The 20549-nt window shown below is 58.5% G+C and carries 18 protein-coding genes; 10 read left to right on the top strand and 8 right to left on the bottom strand.

Annotated features, from left to right (window positions below):
* Nucleotides 1-152: 152 nt before the first annotated feature.
* From Q1M54_RS03405 to Q1M54_RS03380, 6 genes are all read right to left on the bottom strand, one after another.
* On the bottom strand, nt 153-1115 hold the full coding sequence (locus Q1M54_RS03405) for an MBL fold metallo-hydrolase (RefSeq protein WP_300553900.1): 963 nt from the start codon (nt 1113-1115) through the stop codon (nt 153-155).
* 148 nt (nt 1116-1263) lie between these two features.
* A complete protein-coding gene (locus Q1M54_RS03400; RefSeq protein ID WP_300553897.1) occupies nt 1264-2286 on the bottom strand; it encodes a hypothetical protein in 1023 nt (340 codons plus the stop codon).
* Nucleotides 2287-2460: 174 nt separating this feature from the next.
* Nucleotides 2461-5052, bottom strand: a complete 2592-nt coding sequence (gene acnB, locus Q1M54_RS03395) for a bifunctional aconitate hydratase 2/2-methylisocitrate dehydratase (RefSeq protein ID WP_300553894.1) — start codon at nt 5050-5052, stop codon at nt 2461-2463.
* Nucleotides 5053-5083: 31 nt separating this feature from the next.
* On the bottom strand, nt 5084-5671 hold the full coding sequence (locus tag Q1M54_RS03390; protein ID WP_366146246.1) for a hypothetical protein: 588 nt from the start codon (nt 5669-5671) through the stop codon (nt 5084-5086).
* A gap of 164 nt (nt 5672-5835) precedes the next feature.
* Nucleotides 5836-6750 carry an aldolase/citrate lyase family protein gene (locus Q1M54_RS03385; protein WP_366146247.1) on the bottom strand — a complete coding sequence of 305 codons (915 nt, stop codon included), beginning with the start codon at nt 6748-6750 and terminating at the stop codon, nt 5836-5838.
* Between the two features lie 110 nt (nt 6751-6860).
* Entirely contained in the window at nt 6861-7847 is a 987-nt protein-coding gene (locus Q1M54_RS03380; protein ID WP_300553887.1) for a malate dehydrogenase, read from the bottom strand.
* Nucleotides 7848-8083: 236 nt separating this feature from the next.
* Between Q1M54_RS03380 and Q1M54_RS03375 the strand changes: the two genes are divergently transcribed.
* The 10 genes from Q1M54_RS03375 to leuB all read left to right on the top strand — a co-directional run bounded on the left by Q1M54_RS03375 (nt 8084) and on the right by leuB (nt 17569).
* On the top strand, nt 8084-8869 hold the full coding sequence (locus Q1M54_RS03375; protein ID WP_300553885.1) for a GntR family transcriptional regulator: 786 nt from the start codon (nt 8084-8086) through the stop codon (nt 8867-8869).
* Between the two features lie 128 nt (nt 8870-8997).
* Nucleotides 8998-9429 carry a succinate dehydrogenase, cytochrome b556 subunit gene (gene sdhC, locus Q1M54_RS03370; RefSeq protein ID WP_300553882.1) on the top strand — a complete coding sequence of 144 codons (432 nt, stop codon included), beginning with the start codon at nt 8998-9000 and terminating at the stop codon, nt 9427-9429.
* Between the two features lie 38 nt (nt 9430-9467).
* The gene (gene sdhD, locus Q1M54_RS03365) at nt 9468-9836 is read left to right on the top strand and encodes a succinate dehydrogenase, hydrophobic membrane anchor protein (RefSeq protein WP_300553880.1); all 369 of its coding nucleotides are present in this window, start codon (nt 9468-9470) and stop codon (nt 9834-9836) included.
* A 51-nt stretch (nt 9837-9887) separates the two neighbouring features.
* Nucleotides 9888-11693: a succinate dehydrogenase flavoprotein subunit gene (sdhA, locus tag Q1M54_RS03360; RefSeq protein ID WP_300553878.1), complete on the top strand. Its 1806-nt coding sequence runs from the start codon at nt 9888-9890 to the stop codon at nt 11691-11693.
* A gap of 61 nt (nt 11694-11754) precedes the next feature.
* The gene (locus tag Q1M54_RS03355) at nt 11755-12459 is read left to right on the top strand and encodes a succinate dehydrogenase iron-sulfur subunit (RefSeq protein ID WP_019427020.1); all 705 of its coding nucleotides are present in this window, start codon (nt 11755-11757) and stop codon (nt 12457-12459) included.
* Nucleotides 12459-12767, top strand: a complete 309-nt coding sequence (locus Q1M54_RS03350; protein ID WP_300553873.1) for a succinate dehydrogenase assembly factor 2 — start codon at nt 12459-12461, stop codon at nt 12765-12767. The genes Q1M54_RS03355 and Q1M54_RS03350 overlap by 1 nt, the downstream gene beginning before the upstream one ends.
* 42 nt (nt 12768-12809) lie before the next feature.
* Nucleotides 12810-14108, top strand: a complete 1299-nt coding sequence (locus tag Q1M54_RS03345) for a citrate synthase (RefSeq protein ID WP_300553870.1) — start codon at nt 12810-12812, stop codon at nt 14106-14108.
* 253 nt (nt 14109-14361) lie between these two features.
* Nucleotides 14362-15783: a 3-isopropylmalate dehydratase large subunit gene (gene leuC / locus Q1M54_RS03340; protein ID WP_300553868.1), complete on the top strand. Its 1422-nt coding sequence runs from the start codon at nt 14362-14364 to the stop codon at nt 15781-15783.
* Nucleotides 15784-15803: 20 nt separating this feature from the next.
* Nucleotides 15804-16457 carry a 3-isopropylmalate dehydratase small subunit gene (leuD, locus tag Q1M54_RS03335; protein ID WP_300553865.1) on the top strand — a complete coding sequence of 218 codons (654 nt, stop codon included), beginning with the start codon at nt 15804-15806 and terminating at the stop codon, nt 16455-16457.
* Between the two features lie 26 nt (nt 16458-16483).
* Entirely contained in the window at nt 16484-17569 is a 1086-nt protein-coding gene (leuB, locus tag Q1M54_RS03330; protein WP_300553862.1) for a 3-isopropylmalate dehydrogenase, read from the top strand.
* A gap of 65 nt (nt 17570-17634) precedes the next feature.
* On the opposite strand, the gene Q1M54_RS03325 is transcribed toward leuB, so the two are convergent.
* Nucleotides 17635-19389 (bottom strand): amidohydrolase family protein, encoded by a 1755-nt coding sequence (locus tag Q1M54_RS03325; RefSeq protein WP_300553859.1) that lies wholly within the window; start codon nt 19387-19389, stop codon nt 17635-17637.
* Complete coding sequence (locus Q1M54_RS03320; RefSeq protein ID WP_300553856.1) at nt 19370-20245, bottom strand: bile acid:sodium symporter family protein; 876 nt, start codon at nt 20243-20245, stop codon at nt 19370-19372. The genes Q1M54_RS03325 and Q1M54_RS03320 overlap by 20 nt, the downstream gene beginning before the upstream one ends.
* Between the last annotated feature and the right edge of the window lie 304 nt (nt 20246-20549).

Here is a 20549-nt window from a genome sequence, read left to right as displayed (position 1 = left end):
AAAGAAACAGGGAAGCCGCAAGCACTTGGACTCTGACTCGCGGTACACAAAAGATCTTAACCACGCGGCCTATAGGGGGCTGTCCAAAACGGACACAAAAAAGCCCGCGCTGCTAGGCGCGGGCTTTGAAGTGCTGTGAAGCAGCGGAACGCTTAGGCCACCGGCACAAACTGGTAGCCATTGCCCGATGGTGTGATGGAGCCAAAGGCCGGGAACGGAAAGTGGAAGCCACCGGCCATCATTTTTTCATTGACCAGCATGTCAAAGATGCGGCGGCGGCTTTGGCGGGCCATCTCTGGGTTCATGTCAAACAACACGGCCCAATCGGGGTTGCGTGCAAACAAAGACGGCACGTTGGTGATGTCGGCCACATAGGCAAAGGACTGTCCTTCAGAGCGCGCCGTGAACAAGGTGTGACCCGGAGTGTGGCCAAAAGCGGCCACTGATTGGATGCCGGGGGCCAAGTTGCTGCCTGGCTCGAACTTGACCAATTGGTCTGCTGTCAAACCCGTCAAGGCACGCTTGACGGCCCCAAAAGCGCCTTGCATCTGCGCTGGTGCTGCCGCGATGCGGGCTTCGTCCGTCCAGAAGGCGTGTTCGGGCGCCGGGACATGCACGCGGGCGTTGGGGTAAACCAAGTTGCCGTTTTTGAAACGCAAGCCATTGATGTGGTCGCCATGAAAGTGACTGAGCACCACGTTGTTGATGTCTTCTGGCTTGAAACCCGCTGCGGCCAGGTTGCCCAACAACTTGCCTGTGGTGGGCGGACCGTTGTCGGCAAAACCAGTGTCAAACAAATAGCGCTGGTTGCCGTTGATCAACAAAAACGGGGTGTATGGCACATCGATGTAATCGGTGGGCAGATTTTGCGAGGCCAGCAGGGCCTTGACTTGGTCGAGCGGCACGGCGGGCACGAACTCCTGACCCAGTGGGCGGCGCACCGCGCCATCGTTCAGGGCAATGACCTCCATGGTCCCCAATTTCATGCGCCGAAAGCCCACCGAGGGCAAGTCGGGTGCGCCGAACTGTGGCGTGTTTTGTGACCAAACGGAAGAAAAGGTCAAGGCAGTGGCACTGGCCAGGCCTGTACCCAGAAAATGGCGGCGGTTGAGCATGTGTTCTCCAAAAAAGTGCTTCTACCTTACGCTTTAGCTGGCCCCTGCCCAAAACCAAGCAAATTGACCATGGTCTGTGCTCGGACATGGATCAGTGGGTCAAAGACGCGCCCTGACTCAGCCTTCGCGTTAAACAATCGCTCAAAATTCAGAGGTAACTCGCTTTGATGGCCTTCATCAGGTCAGAGACAAAACGGTTGGCTGCATTGGAACTCGCCCCAATCCAACCAAAGCGCTGAGAAGCCGTGGGGCCGGAACCGTAAGTGCGCATACCTCGATCGATAGGCCCCAACAACAACCCATGTGCAGCTTCATCGTAGAACCAGAATTCCAGCGGCTGGCCCTCGGCCCTGAGTTGCTCTCCCCATTGGAAAGGCGAAAGACCCAGCACCGCTGGATTGACCTGCAGGCTGCATCGTTGGGCCGTGCCTGGCGCAGCGCCTTCTGCGGGCTGATTCACCACACAGGGGTCGGTTCGCAGGTGCATCCAATCGTCTGCCGTTCTGCCGCCGTAGTTGTCGATCTTGCCGAACACCATTTTCAGGGGCACCCGAATCTGATCAGGCATGCCGATGCCTGCCGAAGGCGCCCCTTCAGAAAACACCATCCGGACATGCGCAGGATCAACCACAGCAGCCATGTTCAGCGCCACGGTGCCTCCGTTGGATAACCCATGGATGTAAAGGCGTGTGGTATCAATGCGGGCGTTTTGACGAATCCAGTGGTAAGCCCCAAGGGTGGCTTTGAAGATCATGCGCTGGCGCGATTCATTGGTGGTGCCGGTCAAAAACAGAGAGGTGCCACGGTACTGAAAGCCATTCATCTCATAGGCATCAAACAACAAGGTGGCCACACCGCGCGCATTCATCCGCCTGACCATTTCCTGCTCGGCTGAGCCGGGTCCATTGCCCCCGTGGGCAATGATCATCAAAGGCGGCTTGTCGGCGAGCTTGTCCGCAAAAACACCAGGCATCGACAATTGAACAGAACGGTGGCAGGGATCGAACACGGCCAATGGCCCTTGGACACGATGAAAGCCGGGACGAATTTCAAGCAATTGGGCCACGCCCGCGGGCGCGGGCCGGCAATCGGATTGAGCTTGCGCAGAGGTCATCAAGACCATGGCTGTCAGGAAAGTGCAGACACTGAGACCGTGAAAAGCAAAAGCCATTGAAAAGTCTCCAAGAGATTCTTGTGCCCCCTCAAGAGAGAGGAAACTGGTCAGAGAATACAACGTGGCCCAGGTGAAGAAACAAATGTCAGTGAACCAGAGGTCACACCCATTGTGATCACCAACACGAACGGCCCCGAAGGGCCGTTTGTGCTCTCAGCGAGGGACCTTAGCTTACGCCGTCACGCCCTTCGCGTTCTCCACGTACTCTTCAATCTGGTTGAAGTTCAGGTACTTGTAGATCGCAGCGTTGTCCTTGTTCACGATGCCCATGGCTTCGTGGTACTCAGCCACCGTAGGGATATGGCCCAGCTTGGACGCAATCGCCGCCAACTCGGCACTGGCCAAAAACACGTTGGTGTTCTTGCCCAAGCGGTTGGGGAAGTTGCGGGTGCTGGTGGACACCACCGTGGCGCCTTCGCGCACTTGGGCTTGGTTGCCCATGCACAGGCTGCAGCCGGGCATTTCGGTGCGGGCACCGGCGGCGCCGAAGTTGGCGTAGTGGCCTTCTTTGATCAGCTCGCTCTCGTCCATCTTGGTCGGTGGGGCCACCCACAGCTTGACGGGGATGTCGCGGCTGCCGCCGAGCAGCTTGGCTGCAGCGCGGAAGTGGCCGATGTTGGTCATGCACGAACCGATGAAGGCTTCGTCGATCTTGGTGCCGGCCACGTCGGACAAGAACTTGGCGTCGTCCGGGTCGTTGGGGCAGCACAGGATAGGCTCTTTGATGTCGGCCAAATCGATTTCGATGACGTGCGCGTATTCGGCATCTTTATCGGCTTCGAGCAGATTGGGCGCGGCCAACCATTGTTCGACTTTCTCGATACGGCGCGCCAGTGTGCGGGCGTCGGCATAACCATCTGCGATCATGTTTTTCATGAGCACCACGTTGGACTTCAGGTACTCCTCGACCGGCTCTTTATTAAGCTTGATCGTGCAACCTGCAGCAGAACGCTCAGCGGACGCGTCGGACAATTCAAACGCTTGCTCGACCTTGAGGTTGGGCAGACCTTCGATTTCCAAAATGCGGCCCGAAAACTCGTTGATCTTGCCGGCCTTGGCCACGGTGAGCAGACCCTTCTTGATGGCGTACAGCGGAATGGCATGTACCAAGTCGCGCAGTGTTACGCCTGGCTGCATCTCGCCTTTGAAGCGCACCAAGATGGATTCGGGCATGTCCAAAGGCATGACGCCCGTAGCCGCACCAAAGGCCACCAAACCCGAGCCTGCGGGGAAGGAAATGCCGATCGGAAAACGGGTATGCGAGTCACCACCAGTGCCCACGGTGTCGGGCAACAGCAAACGGTTGAGCCAGCTGTGGATCACTCCGTCGCCGGGGCGCAATGACACGCCACCGCGGTTGCTCATGAAGGCAGGCAATTCGCGGTGCGTCTTCACGTCCACCGACTTGGGGTAAGCGGCGGTATGGCAGAACGACTGCATGACCATGTCGGCCGAGAAGCCCAAGCAAGCCAAGTCTTTCAGTTCGTCGCGGGTCATCGGGCCAGTGGTGTCTTGCGAACCCACGGTGGTCATCTTGGGTTCGCAGTAAGTGCCAGGACGCACGCCTTGGCCTTCTGGCAAACCAACCGCACGACCGACCATCTTCTGGGCCAAGGTGAAACCGGCCTGGGTAGCAGCTGCAGGTGCTGGCAGACGGAACACAGTGGAAGCGGGCAGGCCCAAGAACTCACGCGCCTTGGCAGTCAGCGAGCGGCCAATGATCAGGTTGATGCGGCCACCGGCGCGCACTTCGTCAAACAGCACATCGCTCTTGAGCTGGAAGGTGGTGACGGTTTCGCCATTGCGAACGATCTTGCCGTCGTAGGGCAAAACGTCAACCACATCGCCCATGTTCAGACCGCTCACATCGACTTCGATGGGCAAAGCGCCGGAATCTTCTTGGGTGTTGAAGAAGATGGGGGCGATCTTGCCGCCCAAGGTCACACCACCAAAACGCTTGTTGGGCACGAACGGAATATCCTGACCAAAGCCCCAGATGATGCTGTTGGTGGCCGACTTACGGCTGGAGCCGGTGCCCACCACGTCGCCCACGTATGACACCAAATGGCCTTTTTTCTTGAGCTCTTCGATCATGGCCATGGGGCCGCGCTTGCCGTCTTCTTCGGGCTTGAAGGGGGCACCTTCGCGGGTGTTCTTCAACATCGCCAGGTAGTGCAGCGGGATGTCGGGGCGGCTCCAGGCGTCAGGTGCGGGCGACAAGTCGTCGGTGTTGGTCTCGCCCGGCACCTTGAAAACGGTGATGGTGATTTTTTTCTCAACCTCGGGGCGGCTGGTGAACCACTCGGCATCGGCCCAGCTTTGCATGACTTCTTTCGCCTTGGCGTTGCCGGCCTTGGCCTTTTCAGCGACATCGTTGAAGAAGTCGAACATCAACAAAGTTTTCTTGAGGGCTTCAGCGGCCACAGCAGCCACCTCGGCGTCGTCCAGCAACTCGATCAGGGGATGCACGTTGTAACCGCCCACCATGGTGCCCAGCAACTCCGTGGCTTTGGCCTTGGAGATCAAACCCACTTGGATTTCACCATGGGCGACAGCTGCCAAAAATGAAGCCTTGACCTTGGCCGCATCGTCCACGCCGGGTGGCACGCGGTGTGTCATCAACTCCATCAAAAACGCTTCTTCACCTGCTGCAGGTGCTTTGATCAACTCGATCAATTCAGCCGTTTGCTTGGCATCCAAAGGCAAGGGCGGGATGCCCAAGGCAGCGCGTTCTGCGGCGTGTTCACGGTAGGCTTTCAACATGGTTTTCTCCGGTAAATCAAGGTTTCAAGGGTTATCGCCCCATGCCTTTGGTGTCAATCAGGCTGGGCGGGGGATTGGTTTTCATGGTTTCGGCAAAAGCCAACTGATCAGGGTGAGCGCATTCATCGGCCAGACGTCGGCCCCTTTTTTGGTCCATCAACATGGATTTGTTGGCCAATTGAAGCCAAACAGCGCCCGCTTTTTTATCTTCCAGTCTCAGGGCGCCTGTGCTGGTTTGAACAGGGAACATCCGGTAGCGAAAGCCTTTGCCATGCACATGGAAAAAACCGGGTTGCGTGGCATCGGCTTCAATGCGAACGCTGGCACCCAGCTCGCAGGGCAAATGGCCCTGGTGAATTTGTTGGGCAATCAACAGCTCTGGTATCAGGGTGGGCAACACAACTGCTTCTGGTGACGGCATTGGCGATCGCTCAATGGCAGACGCTGGCTGAGGCTGCACAACTGCAGTGGGCTGCGCAGTCGCTGCGGACGCCGGCATCTCTGGGGCCAACGAGGTGCTTGATGCCATCAACGCGGCAGCGCGGGCAGCGGCTTCGGCGGCAGCCAAAGCTTGCAATTGGGCTGTGATGTCCGGGGAAACCACATGTTGTGGGGCCACTTTGTTTTTAGTTGCTGCTGTCGCCGGCTTGGAATGGGGTTTAGCTTGGGGTTTGGAGTTGGTCTTGGCTGGAACATGGACTGGACTCTGCGCCGAAGAGGGATGGACTGAAACTGCCACCAAAGGCATCACGCAGCAGAGCCAACGAGCCCAAGAAATCTGACTCATTTTGCGTGTCCCCTGGCCGCAGAAGCATCAAAGAACAACTGCACCTCAGGCGGCAAAAAACAACCCGTCTGGTGGGCGCGGTTGATCAATTGCCAAAAAAAACGGTAACTGGCGCGGTCGTGCAATTGACCCGCATGGCTGATCGGTGCCCACTCTGCAGCTTGGGCCGCCAAGATGATCTGAGCGGCTTGTTCGATCTGAGCCTCGCTGGGGGCCATGGCCGCCAAAATCGGATGAATTTGGTCGGGGTGGATGCTCCACATTCGGGTGTAACCCAACTCACGGGTCGCTTTTTGAGCCGCCATGCGAATGGCATCGGTGTTCTTGAACTTGGTCACCACGCAATGCGAAGGCACTTTACCGTGGGCATGGCAAGCACTGGCAATCGCAAGCTTGGCACGCAAAACAAGCGGATGGGTGAACTGCCCCTCTATGCCCATGCCTTCGGCAGGAATGGCACCGCCATGCGCAGACACAAAGTCCATCAGTCCAAAGCTGATCGATTGCACACGCGGGTGCGCAGCAATCTCAAAGGCACGGTGCACTGCAGCGGGTGATTCGATCAGCACATGCAATGGCAGATCGCGGGCCCCCGCTTCGATCAAGGCCTGCTCTGCCTGCTGCACATCGGTCACCGACTCAATCTTGGGCACCATGATGTGACTCAATCGATGCCCCGCTTGGCCTGCGATGGTGGCCATATCGGCCTGAAAACTGGGGTGATCAACGGGATGAACGCGCACACCCACGCGGGCCTCAGGTGCTGCGCTCAAAGCCAACTCGGTGACGAGCACAGCATGCTCAGCTTCTCCGCCCACAGGCGCACCATCTTCACAATCCAAAGTGACATCAAAAACGCAAGTTCCAAACTCTTGCGTCATGTCGGCTTGCAACTGCAAGCTTTTGCGCATCCTCGCTTCGACACCGCTGTAATGGTCGCAAACCGGCAACTGCACACGGCCGGCTTGCGCTCCTAACAGGACGTCGCCAGGATGAGTCACTGAGTGTCTCTCAAAGGCAATCAGATCAGGTGGGCAACGCCCGCTTGCTCGTCGGTCAGCTCTTTGAGCGTCTTGTCGATGCAGCCTTGGCTGAAAGCGTCGATTTCCAGACCTTCAACCACTTTGTACTGGCCGTTTTCGCAAGTGACAGGGAAGCCGAACATGACATCTTTGGGGATGCCATACCAGCCTTGCGATGGGATGCCCATGGTGACCCACTTGCCGTTGGTGCCCAAGGCCCAGTCGCGCATGTGGTCGATCGCAGCGTTGGCTGCCGAGGCGGCAGAAGACAGGCCACGGGCTTCAATGATGGCCGCGCCGCGCTTGCCCACGGTGGGCAAGAACACGTTGGCGTTCCACTCTTGGTCATTGATCATGGCCTTGACCGACTCGCCCTTGATGGTGGCGAAACGGTAGTCGGCGTACATGGTGGGCGAGTGGTTGCCCCAGACGCACAGTTTTTCGATGTCGGCCACGGCTTTGCCGGTTTTGGCAGCGATTTGAGACAGGGCGCGGTTGTGGTCCAGGCGCAGCATGGCGGTGAAGTTGCCAGGCTTCAAGTCAGGTGCAGCCTTCATGGCAATGTAGGCGTTGGTGTTGGCGGGGTTCCCCACCACCAGAACCTTGACATCACGCGAGGCAACGGCGTTCAAGGCCTTGCCCTGGGCCGTGAAGATAGCGCCGTTGATGGCCAGCAATTCGGCACGTTCCATACCTGGGCCGCGTGGGCGCGAACCGACCAACAAAGCGTAGTCCACATCCTTGAATGCAGTCATCGGGTCACCATGGGCTTCCATGCCCACCAGCAAGGGGAAAGCACAGTCTTCGAGCTCCATCATCACGCCGCGCAAGGCTTTTTGGGGGCCTTCAACGGGTACTTCGAGCAACTGCAAGATGACGGGCTGGTCTTTACCCAGCATTTCGCCCGAGGCGATGCGGAACAACAATGCGTAACCGATTTGACCTGCTGCACCTGTAACGGCAACGCGGACGGGCTTTTTGCTCATGGTGGAAAACTCCGAATGATTGAAAACAAGGTTTGCAGCCTTTTGCCAACATCCGTGCCAGCAGGGCCATCCGGTGAACCGGACCCACGCCACCTGACATTTATAAAGCCTGGGGCGCAAGCAAACAGCCACAGAGTGTACCCGCGAAAACCCCAAATCGTCAATTTGTCTTATGTCTTATATAAGATATGATGTCTTACCTGATCTGCAATCGGCACACACGCCTTGCTTTCTCCATGAACGACCACATGACTTTGAACGAAGCACCCGCAGGAACGATCGACCCGTCCCTTGCCACCCCTGCTTTCAGCCCGCTTTACCAGCAGATCAAAGGTTTGATCCTGCAAAGCCTTCAAGCCAGCGAATGGAGGCCCGGCGAATCCATCCCCAGCGAAATGGAATTGGCCTCGCGCTTCCGCGTCAGCCAAGGCACGGTGCGAAAAGCCATCGATGAATTGGCCAACGAACACCTGCTGATCCGCAAGCAGGGCAAGGGCACTTTTGTGGCCACCCACGCCGAGCACCAGGTGCAGTACCGGTTTTTGAAACTGGTTCCCGACCAAGGCGACCTCAACACCGAAGGACCTGCGCAACGCCACATCGTGGACTGCAAGCGCCTGAGGGCCACAGCCGAAATCGCCCGCGCATTGGCTCTGCGCGCAGGAGACACCGTGCTGCAAGTCAGGCGCGTCCTTTCGTTTGCAAATGTGCCCACCATCCTAGAGGACTTGTGGTTGCCGGGCGCGCCCTTCAAAGGTTTGACTGCCGAGAGACTGTCTGATTACAACGGTCCGATGTACGCGCTTTTTGAAACCGAATTCGGTGTTCGCATGGTGCGGGCTGATGAAAAAATCAGGGCGGTCTTACCTGACAAAACGCAAAGGGAATTGCTCCATTTACCGGTCCACAGTCCTTTATTGAGTGTGGAACGCATAGCCTACACCTACAACGACACCCCGATGGAGTTGCGACGCGGCTTCTATCGCACCGACACACACCACTATCACAACGCATTGAATTGAAATAACCACACGACCCACAAAATTGTTCAAACTGTCACTGAAATGCTCATGTCAGTTTGCTGCGTTGCAATAGAATCCAACGGTTTGTTATCCATGTCACGAACGCGTTACACCCAGAAAGTAAACACATGACTGAACTCGCCCGCAAGCGGCCTGAATTCCGCAACATCAACGCCCTCAAAGACCTGCCAACTTACCGCCTGCCGGCCGCCGGCATCGTCTCCATCCTGCACCGCATCAGTGGCTTTTTGATGTTTGTGCTGATGCCCTTGATCATCTGGATGTTTGACAACTCCATTACTTCAGAGATTTCATTCGCAAAACTCTCCGCCGCATTCAGTCTGGGCATCGGTTTTGTGCCGGGCTGGTTCTTCAAATTGGTAGCCCTGGCCTTGATTTGGGCTTATTTGCACCACTTTATTGCGGGTATTCGTCACATTTACATGGACGCTTTTCATGCCGTGAGCAAGGAATTCGGCAAATCCTCAGCGGTGTTCACCTTGGTGTTGAGCTTGGGCTTGACCGCCGTTCTGGCTGCCAAGCTGTTCGGCTTGTACTGATCTCACGTCCACCCCCCATAACAACAAGGAATCCAACCATGTCGTCTGTGAACTACGGCTCCAAACGCATCGTGACCGGTGCTGGCTACGGCTTTCGTGACTGGCTCGCCCAACGTGTGACTGCGGCCCTGATGGCTTTGTTCACTGTGGTCTTGCTGGGCCAAGTGATCTTCACCACGGGTCCTATTGGTTACGAAGAATGGGCAGGCATTTTTGCTTCTCAGTGGATGAAGGTCCTGACTTTTTCCGTGATCATCGCTTTGCTTTACCACGTCTGGGTGGGCATGCGCGACATCTGGATGGACTATGTCAAACCTTTGGCAGTTCGCCTTGTTTTGCATGTTTTCACCCTTGTCTGGCTGATCGGCTGTGCTGGCTGGTCTGTTCAGGCCCTGTGGCGCCTTTGATGCGTCAGCCCTCACTTTCATTGTGCTGAATCCACACCTACCCATTTACCCATGAGCTATACCAAAGACAAAATCACCACCCGCAAATTTGACGTCGTGATCGTCGGTGCCGGTGGTTCGGGCATGCGTGCCTCGCTGCAACTGGCCCGCGCGGGTCTCAATGTAGCCGTCCTGTCCAAAGTGTTTCCTACCCGTTCGCACACTGTCGCGGCCCAAGGCGGCATCGGTGCCAGCTTGGGCAACATGTCGGATGACAACTGGCATTACCACTTCTACGACACCATCAAGGGTTCCGACTGGCTCGGCGACCAAGATGCAATCGAATTCATGTGCCGCGAAGCGCCCAAAGTTGTCTATGACTTGGAGCACATGGGCATGCCTTTTGACCGCAACCCAGACGGCACCATTTACCAACGTCCATTTGGCGGCCACACCGCCAACTACGGCGAAAAGCCTGTTCAACGTGCTTGCGCTGCCGCTGACCGCACCGGTCACGCCATGCTGCACACCCTGTACCAGCAAAACGTCGCCGCCAAAACCAGCTTCTTCGTGGAGTGGATGGCGCTCGACCTGATCCGCGACGCCGAAGGGGATGTGGTGGGCGTCACGGCCCTGGAGATGGAAACCGGCGACCTGCATGTTTTGCACGCCAAAACAGTCCTCATGGCGACCGGTGGCGCTGGCCGCATTTATGCCGCCTCCACCAACGCATTCATCAACACCGGCGACGGTCTGGGCATGGCCGCTCGTGCGGGCATACCTTTGGAAGACATGGAGTTCTGGCAATTCCACCCCACCGGCGTGGCCGGTGCTGGTGTGCTTTTGACCGAAGGCTGCCGTGGCGAAGGCGCGATCTTGCTCAACAGCAATGGCGAGCGCTTCATGGAGCGCTATGCCCCCACTCTGAAAGACTTGGCCCCGCGTGACTTTGTGTCTCGCTGCATGGACCAGGAAATCAAGGAAGGCCGTGGCTGCGGTCCCAACAAGGATTTCGTGTTCCTCAAGCTCGACCACCTGGGCTCCGACACCATCCACAAACGCCTGCCCTCGGTGTACGAAATCGGCGTCAACTTCGCCAACGTCGACATCACCAAAGAGCCGATCCCAGTGGTGCCCACCATCCACTACCAGATGGGCGGCATCCCGACCAACATCAACGGCCAGGTCGTGACGCAAAGCGCCACCGACCACAACGCCGTGGTCAACGGCTTGTACGCCGTGGGTGAATGCTCTTGCGTGTCGGTGCACGGCGCCAACCGCCTGGGCACCAACTCGCTGCTCGACCTGCTGGTGTTTGGCCGCGCAGCGGGCAACCACATCGTCGACTTCGCCTCCAAGACCAAATCCCACAAAGACCTTCCAGCAGATGCCACCGACCGCACCCTGGAGCGCTTGAACAAACTCGAAGGCCGTGGCGGTGAATACGCCCAAGACGTGGCCAATGACATGCGTGCCACCATGCAGCAACATGCTGGCGTTTTCCGCACCCAAGCCTCCATGGACGAAGGCGTGCAAAAGATCGCCGCTATCCGCGACCGAGTCAATGCGATTGGCCTGAAGGACACCTCCAAAGTGTTCAACACCGCCCGCATCGAAGCGCTGGAAGTGGAAAACCTCATCGAAGCCGCGCAGTCCACCATGGTGTCTGCCGCAGCCCGCCGAGAGTGCCGCGGCGCCCACACCGTGAGCGACTACGAGCGCCCAGTGGACGACGCCACAGCCCCATTGGGCCGCGACGACGCCAACTGGATGAAGCACACCCTTTGGCACAGCGCCGACAACAGCCTGACCTACAAGCCAGTCAAGCTCAAGCCCCTGACTGTGGACTCCGTGCCTCCCAAGGTTCGCACTTTCTAAAAATTGCCGGGACCGCCACATTGGGCGGCGGTCCACCACCGAATACACCAGGAGTTCTTTCATGACCCTACGCACTTTTCAGATCTACCGCTACGACCCTGACAAGGACGCCAAGCCCTATATGCAAACCATCCAGGTTGAGCTGGACGGCAACGAACGCATGCTGCTCGACGCCCTGATGAAGCTCAAGGCCGTTGACCCCAGCATTTCATTCCGCCGGTCTTGCCGCGAAGGTGTGTGTGGCTCGGATGCGATGAACATCAACGGCAAAAACGGTTTGGCATGTTTGACCAACATGAACACCCTGCCCGGCACCATCGTTTTGAAACCGCTGCCCGGCCTGCCCGTGATCCGCGACGTGATCGTGGACATGACCCAGTTCTTCAAGCAATACCACTCGATCAAGCCTTACTTGATCAACAGCACCATTCCGCCCGAAACCGAGCGCTTGCAAAGCCCAGAAGAGCGCGACGAGCTGAACGGCTTGTACGAATGCATCTTGTGCGCCAGCTGCTCCACCAGCTGCCCCAGCTTCTGGTGGAACCCTGACAAATTTGTCGGCCCCGCTGGTTTGCTGCAGGCTTACCGCTTCATTGCTGACAGCCGCGACGAGGCCACGGCCGAGCGCCTTGACAACTTGGAAGACCCTTATCGATTGTTCCGATGCCACACGATCATGAACTGCGTCGATGTCTGCCCCAAGGGTCTGAACCCCACCAAGGCGATCGGTAAGATCAAAGAGATGATGGTTCGTCGGGCCGTCTGATGACCGTCACACCGCTGCTCGAAGATGCGTCTTTGGTCGACGCAGACCGTCAAGCGCTTTTGAGCGAGCGGTCTCTCAGCAAGCTGCGCTGGCGCAGTCGCCGCGGCTTGCTCGAGAATGATTTGTTCATTGAGCGATTTTTCAACCGCCATGCCGATGGCATGACGGTGGGCCAGGCCAGAGGCATGTATGTGCTGATGGACCTGTCAGACAACGATCTCATGGACTTGCTGCTGCGCCGAAAGGAATTGCAGGGCGAGATCAGCACCGATGAGGTGCATGAAGTCCTGAACATGCTGAGAGCGTGAACCCGAAAAGGTTCTCACCTGGAAACTAATAGGAAACCCACCATGAAACTTGCCGATAATAAAGCCACCCTGTCGTTCTCCAATGGCAGCCCCAGTGTCGAAATGCCCGTTTACTCTGGCAGCATCGGTCCGGACGTCATTGACATCCGCAAGCTGTATGGTCAAAGCGGCATGTTCACTTACGACCCGGGTTTCTTGTCCACCGCATCGTGCCAATCGGCCATCACCTACATCGATGGTGACAAAGGCGAGTTGCTCTACCGTGGTTACCCCATCGAACAATTGGCTAAAAAGGCCGACTTTCTGGACACGTGCTACCTGCTTTTAAACGGTGAACTCCCTGTAGGCCAGCAAAGCAAGGACTTCCACAAGCTGGTCAACCAGCACACCATGGTCAACGAGCAGATGCAGTTTTTCCTGCGTGGCTTCCGTCGTGATGCACACCCCATGGCCGTTTTGACGGGCCTGATTGGCGCTTTGTCGGCTTTCTACCACGACAGCACCGACATCAACAACCCGGAGCATCGGCACATCGCCGCGATCCGCCTGATCGCCAAAATGCCCACGCTCGTGGCCATGGCTTACAAATACGGTGTGGGCCAGCCCTTCATGTACCCGCAAAACAGCCTGAGCTATTCTGGTAATTTTTTGCGCATGATGTTTGGCGTTCCTTGCGAAGACTATGTGGTCAACCCGGTGCTCGAGCGCGCCATGGACCGCATCTTCACTTTGCATGCAGATCACGAGCAAAATGCCTCGACTTCCACAGTTCGCCTCTGCGGTTCTTCCGGCACCAACCCATTTGCGGCCATCGCTGCGGGCGTGGCCTGTCTGTGGGGCCCTGCGCACGGCGGCGCCAACGAGGCTTGCCTGAACATGCTGGAAGACATCCAGCGCATGGGCGGCATCACCAAAGTCGGCGAATTCATGGAAAAGGTCAAAGACAAGAACTCCGGCGTCAAGCTCATGGGCTTCGGTCACCGCGTGTACAAAAACTACGACCCACGCGCCAAACTGATGCAAGAGACTTGCGACGAAGTTTTGAAGGAATTGGGCCTCGAAAACGACCCGCTGTTCAAGTTGGCCAAGGCCTTGGAAAAGATTGCTCTGGAAGACGATTACTTCGTCAGCCGCAAGCTTTACCCCAATGTGGACTTCTACTCCGGCATCGTGCAGCGCGCCATCGGTATTCCAGTGAACCTTTTCACGGGTGTGTTCGCTCTGGCACGTACCGTCGGCTGGATCGCCCAGCTCAACGAAATGATCAGCGACCCCGAGTACAAAATCGGTCGCCCTCGCCAGTTGTTCACCGGCTCACCTCGCCGCGATGTGATGCGTTGATCGGTGAACCACCGAATAACGAAAGCCCGCCTTGTGCGGGCTTTTTTTACATCTTTGTGTTGTCGACATCCCGATGTGGTGGCAGTGCCGTGGCCCGGCAGGCCGATTTGCTGGCGCGAAGCGACCGATGAGGCCTGGCGGGCCACGGCGCTGGCGTCACAAGCCTACGCGATGCTTGACGGCTCGCGCGCAAGAGTGACTTTGAAAGCCTGCGAACCGCATAAAATGGCAGGCTGCACAGCAAGGAACCCCCATGGCCCGCACACTCTACGACAAAATCTGGGACGAACACGTCGTCCACACCGAAGAAGACGGCACCTCCGTTCTCTACATCGACCGCCATTTGGTGCACGAAGTCACCAGCCCCCAGGCCTTCGAAGGCATTCGCCAAGCGGGCCGCAAAGTCTGGCGTGTCAGCTCCATCGTCGCCACCGCCGACCACAACACCCCAACCACTGGCTGGGAGCTGGGTTACGACGGCATCACCGACCCGATCAGCAAAGAACAAATCACCACGCTGGATGCCAACATGAAGGAGTTCGGCTCTGCCGCCTTCTTCCCCTTTCTGTCCAAGCGCCAAGGCATCGTGCATGTCATTGGCCCTGAAAACGGTGCCACCCTGCCCGGCATGACCGTGGTTTGCGGCGACTCGCACACCTCCACCCATGGCGCTTTTGGCGCACTGGCCCACGGCATCGGCACCTCCGAAGTCGAGCACGTCATGGCCACTCAAACGCTCTTGGCCAAAAAAGCCAAGAACATGCTCATCAAGGTCGAGGGCAACCTGGCCAAAGGCATCACCGGCAAAGACATCGTGCTGGCGATCATCGGCAAGATCGGCACCGCGGGCGGCACGGGCTACACCATCGAATTCGCAGGCTCGGCCATCCGCAGCCTCTCCATGGAAGGCCGCATGACGGTCTGCAACATGGCCATCGAAGGTGGCGCGCGTGCGGGCCTCGTGGCGGTGGACGAAAAAACCATCGAGTACGTCAAAGGCCGTTTGCTCTCGCCCAAAGGCGTTGAGTGGGACCAGGCCGTGACCTACTGGAAGACTCTGCAGTCCGACCCCGGCGCGCATTTTGACGCCGTGGTCGAGCTGGACGCCAGCGCCATCGTGCCGCAAGTCACCTGGGGCACCTCGCCCGAAATGGTGCTGGGCATCGACGGCCACACGCCCGACCCCGACAAAGAAAAAGACGAGGTCAAGCGCGACGCCATTGAACGTGCATTGACTTACATGGGCCTGCAGCCCGGCAAAGCCTTGTCAGACATCACCATCGACAAGGTCTTCATCGGCTCGTGCACCAACAGCCGCATCGAAGACATGCGCGAAGCCGCAGCTGTGGTCAAAAAGCTCGGTCAAAAAGTGGCCAAAAACGTCAAACTGGCCATGGTCGTGCCCGGTTCGGGTTTGGTCAAAGAACAAGCCGAGCGCGAAGGTCTTCACGAGATCTTCAAGGCTGCAGGTTTTGAGTGGCGCGAGCCCGGCTGCTCCATGTGCCTGGCCATGAACGCCGACCGCCTGGAGCCCGGCGAGCGCTGTGCCTCGACCAGCAACCGCAACTTCGAAGGCCGTCAAGGTGCGGGTGGCCGCACCCACCTGGTCAGCCCCGCCATGGCCGCAGCTGCAGCCGTGCACGGCCACTTTGTTGACATCCGCAAATTCGCCTGAAGCGACCGGGAAATCACACCATGCAGAAATTCACCCTCCTCCAAGGCATCGTGGCACCTATGGACCGCGCCAACGTGGACACCGACGCCATCATTCCCAAACAATTCCTCAAGTCAATCCGCAAGACCGGTTTTGGCCCTAACTTGTTCGACGAATGGCGCTACCTCGATGTCGGCCAACCCGGCGTGCCCGAAAGTCAGCGCAAGCCCAACCCAGACTTCGTGCTCAACCAGCCACGTTACAAAGGGGCCAAAGTCCTGTTGGCCCGCAAGAACTTCGGTTGCGGCTCCAGCCGCGAACACGCTCCCTGGGCCATCGACCAATACGGCTTTCGCTGCGTGATCGCGCCCAGCTTTGCCGACATCTTCTTCAACAATTGCTTCAAAAACGGCCTGCTGCCCATCGTCTTGCCCGAGGCCGCCGTGGACCTGCTGTTCAACGAAGTGGCAGCCTTCCCCGGCTACGAACTCACGGTGGATCTGGAACGCCAAGCGGTGGTGCGCCCCCAAGGCGAAGAGATCCCCTTCGAGGTGCAGCCCTTTCGCAAGTACTGTCTGCTCAACGGCTTGGACGACATCGGCCTGACCCTGCGCCACGCCGACAAGATCAAGGCCTATGAAGCCGAGCGCTTGGCTACGAAGCCTTGGCTGGCGCACACCGCCGTCAATGCTTGAGCCCTCCAATAATCACTGGAACCCCCATGAAAATCGCAGTCCTTCCCGGTGATGGCATCGGCACCGAAATCGTCGCCGAAGCCGTCAAAGTCCTGAACACGCTCGACCTGAAGTTCGAGATGGAAACCGCCCTGGTCGGTGGCGCGGCCTACGACGCCTTTGGCCATCCCCTGCCCGAAGCCACGCTGAAATTGGCCATGGACAGCGACGCCGTGTTGTTTGGCGCAGTCGGTGACTGGAAATACGACAAGCTCGACCGCCCCCTGCGCCCAGAGCAAGCGATTTTGGGACTGCGTAAAAACATGGGCCTGTTCGCCAACTTCCGCCCTGCCATTTGCTACGAGCAGTTGGTGGGTGCATCGAGCCTCAAGCCCGAGTTGATTTCAGGTCTAGACATCCTCATCATCCGTGAGCTGACGGGTGACATTTACTTTGGCCAGCCTCGTGGCCGCCGCATCGCGACCGACGGTCACTTCCCCGGCTCGGAAGAAGCTTTTGACACCATGCGCTACTCCAAGCCCGAGATCGAACGCATCGCGCATGTGGCCTTCCAGGCCGCCCGCAAGCGCAAGGCCGCAGGCACCGAGGGCCGCGTGACCAGCGTGGACAAAGCCAACGTGCTCGAGACCTTCCAGTTTTGGAAAGACGTGGTCACCGAAGTGGGCAAAGAGTACCCCGACATCGCGCTGGACCACATGTATGTGGACAACGCCGCCATGCAACTGGTCAAGGAACCCAAGCGCTTTGACGTGGTGGTCACCGGGAACATGTTTGGCGACATCCTGAGCGACGAAGCTTCTATGTTGACGGGCTCCATCGGCATGCTGCCATCGGCCAGCCTGAACACAAAAAACCAAGGCCTTTACGAGCCCAGCCACGGCAGCGCCCCCGACATCGCTGGCAAAGGCGTGGCCAACCCGCTGGCCACCATCTTGTCAGCCGCCATGATGCTGCGCTTCAGCCTGAACCAGCCCGAAGCGGCCCAGCGCATCGAAGCGGCTGTGCAAAAAGTGTTAGCCCAAGGCCTGCGCACGGGCGACATTTACAGCGAAGGCACGACCAAAGTGGGCACCGCGCAAATGGGCGATGCGGTGGTTAAAGCCCTCGGCTGATCGACCTGCGCCCATAAAAAAGCCCGGCACCTGCAAAGGTGGCCGGGCTTTGTTTTTAACCGTCCTCAGGCCTGACCCATGCGCACCAAGCGCCCCGGGCGGGCCGCGGTGATCTCGCCTTCGCATTGCACCTGCTCGCCTGCCACCCAGGTGGCCACATAGCCTTGGGCCTTTTGCACAAAGCGCTTACCGCCTGCAGGCAAGTCGCGCACCAGGCGGGGCAGGCCCACACTCAGGCGTTTGGGGTCGATGGCGTTCAGGTCGGCACGCATGCCCGGCGCGATCACGCCTCGGTCTGACAATCCCAGGTACCGGGCATTGCGGCTCGTGAGCATCTCTACCGCTGTTTCAAGTGGGATATCGTCACGACCTCGGTCACGCACCCAGTGCGTGAGCATGAAAGTCGGAAAGCTGGCGTCACACACCGTGCCCACGTGCGCACCCGCGTCACTCAGGCTGCTGAGCGCTCTGGGGTGGGCCAGCATGCGGCGCACCGTGTCGAGCGAGCCCTCGTTGTAATTGAAAATTGGGAAATAAATCAGGCCTTCGCCTGGGCCTGCACTCAGGTGGTCGTAAATCGCCTCCAGTGGCGTGATGCCCGCCTGCTTGGCCCGTACCAGAAAGCTCTGCATCACCGAGGGTTCGTAATTGAGCGTGTCCTCCAGCGCGAACATGCGCCCACTGATCTGGTCGATCTTGGCCAACAAAATGTCTACCAAGGGCGGTATGGCGCTGCCATCACCCGCCAAACGCTCGGATTTTTCGGACAAGATACGCGCCCTGCGGGCCGGATCGCGCAGCGCCTGTGCGCGCTCGGCCAAAGGCAAATGCGCCACCTCTTTGTAAGACGGGAATCCCATGAAGGGGTGAAAGCTGGCGTCCAGCCCGTTGAGCACGCCGATGCCGCGAACTGCCGTCTGCATGTACAGCGGCAGGCCCGCTTGCACCGCAGCTTCGACCCGCTGCTGAATTTTGAGGTACTGCTCACCGCCCGGGTCGCGTTGCAGCCAGGTCATGGACACCGGCTTGCCACTGGCCCGAGCCAGCGCTTCCACGCTGTCGAACTCTGCGTCGAACTGATCGGGGCCGTTCAACAGGTTGAAGTCGCTCACGATCTGCACCACGCCGTGGCTTAAGCCCTCAAAGGCCTGTGCCAGGCCCGTCAATTCGTCGTTGCCAGCATTCGCGGCAGGGGTGTCCTTGCCCTCGGAGGTCCGGTGGTTGTCGCTGCGCCCGGTGCTGAACCCGGCGGCGCCAGCCTGCAGGGCTTCGCGCAAAAGCGTACGCATGGCCTGAATGTCTTGCGCGGTGGCCTTCTCGTGGGCCAGGGCGCGTTCCTTCATCACATACATGCGCAAGGGGTCATGCGGCACTTGCACCAAGTAGTCCAGACTGCGCGGCGTGACGGCCAACGCGTCCATGTACTGCGAAAAGCTTTCCCAGTTCCAGCGGATGCCCTCGTGCAGCGCGGCACCCGGTATGTCTTCGACGCCCTCCATCAGCTTGATCAGGTCGCCCTCGTGGCCCGGTCGTTTGGGGGCAAAGCCCACACCGCAGTTGCCCATGAGCAGCGTGGTCACCCCGTGGTAAATGCTGGGTGTGAAGCACTCGTCCCAGGTCACTTGCCCGTCGTAGTGGGTGTGGATGTCCACAAAACCGGGGGTGATCCACAGGCCTGTGGCGTCCACGGTTTGCAGGGCGGGTTCGTCCACCTGGCCGACCGCCACAATGCGGCCCCCGCGCACCCCTACATCGGCCACACGGGCGGGCGCACCCGTGCCGTCCACCACGGTGCCATTCTTAATCAAGCAATCGAGCATCTTTTCTCTTCCAATAAAAGGCCAAACCCAAGCCACTCACGATGTGCCAGATGCCCCACAGGCTGGCCAGTGTGACCATGCCCAGATCGCTGCCAAACTGCAAAGCAATGATGCCCAGCGCAAGGCCCGAGTTCTGCATCCCGCCTTCGATCATGATGGCCCTGCGGTCACGCTCGCTCATGCGCATGGCTTTGGCTGTGGCCCAGCCCAAAAACAAGCCGCTGGCGTTGTGCAACACCACAAGCAACAAGGTGGGCAAGAGGCCCAAGGTCAGCAGTTGCCGCTCCTTGATAAGTCCCGCCACGATGAACAAAATCAAAGCGCCCACGGCAAAGTTACCCAACGGCTTGCGGATGCGCTGTGTGAGGGCAGGCAGCCGGTGCGAAAACAGCAAACCCAGCGCCAGCGGGATGCCCAGGACCATCAACAAACTCAGCCAAATGCCTGACGGGTCGATCGACAACTCGCGCAGCCAAGAAGCGGTTTCAGGGTTGGCCGCAATCATCCAGCTGAAGTTGAACGGGGTGGCAAACAGCGCAATCAAACTGGCCACGGCAGAGATACTGACCGACAGCGCGGTGTTACCCCGTCCCATGTGGGTGATCACGTTGCTCAAACTACCGCCCGGGCAGGCCGCCACCAAAATCATGGCCGCCTCCACATTGGCGGGCAAATCCAGCGCCAGCGTGGCCAGCCAGGTGCCCACTGGCAACAGAATGAACTGAGGAATCAAGCCACACAAGACGGCTCGCGGGGTTTTAGCGACCCGCCTGAAGTCATCAATCCGCAACTCCAGCGACACCGAAAACACCATGGTGGCCAGCACCAAGCTCAAGATCAATTGTTGTGAAGTCATGCATTTTTCCTTGCGAAAAGTATAGACAGCGCCAACAAGCTGAAGACAAAGGGTTTACGCGCAGATCGACCGAGGCTTTGTCAGGTCCGCACAAGGCCATCCGTTACAATCACCGCCTATGTTTAACCCATGTGCGTTCTCTTGGAACCCTGCAACCACCGCTCAGGTGCATGCAGTCATGGGTGCGATTTCCACAAAAACCACGACCATTAAGGGCTGATCCAGTCTGGTTCGTCGTGCGCCCCCCCGGCCAGACGAGCCGGGCAAACAGTCTGGTCTGACACTGTTTTAAAAACTGAAAGGG

This window comes from Limnohabitans sp. Rim8, assembly GCF_943326455.1.
Lineage (GTDB): Bacteria > Pseudomonadota > Gammaproteobacteria > Burkholderiales > Burkholderiaceae_C > Limnohabitans_A.
This window is presented reverse-complemented; position numbering and strand designations above follow the sequence as displayed.

Coding starts and splice junctions, on each gene's coding strand:
- sdhA (WP_300553878.1), top strand. CDS start 9,888: ATGAGCTATACCAAAGACAAAATCACCACCCGCAAATTTGACGTCGTG.
- Q1M54_RS03345 (WP_300553870.1), top strand. CDS start 12,810: ATGAAACTTGCCGATAATAAAGCCACCCTGTCGTTCTCCAATGGCAGC.
- leuB (WP_300553862.1), top strand. CDS start 16,484: ATGAAAATCGCAGTCCTTCCCGGTGATGGCATCGGCACCGAAATCGTC.
- leuC (WP_300553868.1), top strand. CDS start 14,362: ATGGCCCGCACACTCTACGACAAAATCTGGGACGAACACGTCGTCCAC.
- Q1M54_RS03355 (WP_019427020.1), top strand. CDS start 11,755: ATGACCCTACGCACTTTTCAGATCTACCGCTACGACCCTGACAAGGAC.
- sdhD (WP_300553880.1), top strand. CDS start 9,468: ATGTCGTCTGTGAACTACGGCTCCAAACGCATCGTGACCGGTGCTGGC.
- Q1M54_RS03400 (WP_300553897.1), bottom strand. CDS start 2,286: ATGGCTTTTGCTTTTCACGGTCTCAGTGTCTGCACTTTCCTGACAGCC.
- Q1M54_RS03375 (WP_300553885.1), top strand. CDS start 8,084: ATGAACGACCACATGACTTTGAACGAAGCACCCGCAGGAACGATCGAC.
- acnB (WP_300553894.1), bottom strand. CDS start 5,052: ATGTTGAAAGCCTACCGTGAACACGCCGCAGAACGCGCTGCCTTGGGC.
- Q1M54_RS03385 (WP_366146247.1), bottom strand. CDS start 6,750: ATGCGCAAAAGCTTGCAGTTGCAAGCCGACATGACGCAAGAGTTTGGA.
- sdhC (WP_300553882.1), top strand. CDS start 8,998: ATGACTGAACTCGCCCGCAAGCGGCCTGAATTCCGCAACATCAACGCC.
- leuD (WP_300553865.1), top strand. CDS start 15,804: ATGCAGAAATTCACCCTCCTCCAAGGCATCGTGGCACCTATGGACCGC.
- Q1M54_RS03405 (WP_300553900.1), bottom strand. CDS start 1,115: ATGCTCAACCGCCGCCATTTTCTGGGTACAGGCCTGGCCAGTGCCACT.
- Q1M54_RS03350 (WP_300553873.1), top strand. CDS start 12,459: ATGACCGTCACACCGCTGCTCGAAGATGCGTCTTTGGTCGACGCAGAC.
- Q1M54_RS03320 (WP_300553856.1), bottom strand. CDS start 20,245: ATGACTTCACAACAATTGATCTTGAGCTTGGTGCTGGCCACCATGGTG.
- Q1M54_RS03380 (WP_300553887.1), bottom strand. CDS start 7,847: ATGAGCAAAAAGCCCGTCCGCGTTGCCGTTACAGGTGCAGCAGGTCAA.
- Q1M54_RS03325 (WP_300553859.1), bottom strand. CDS start 19,389: ATGCTCGATTGCTTGATTAAGAATGGCACCGTGGTGGACGGCACGGGT.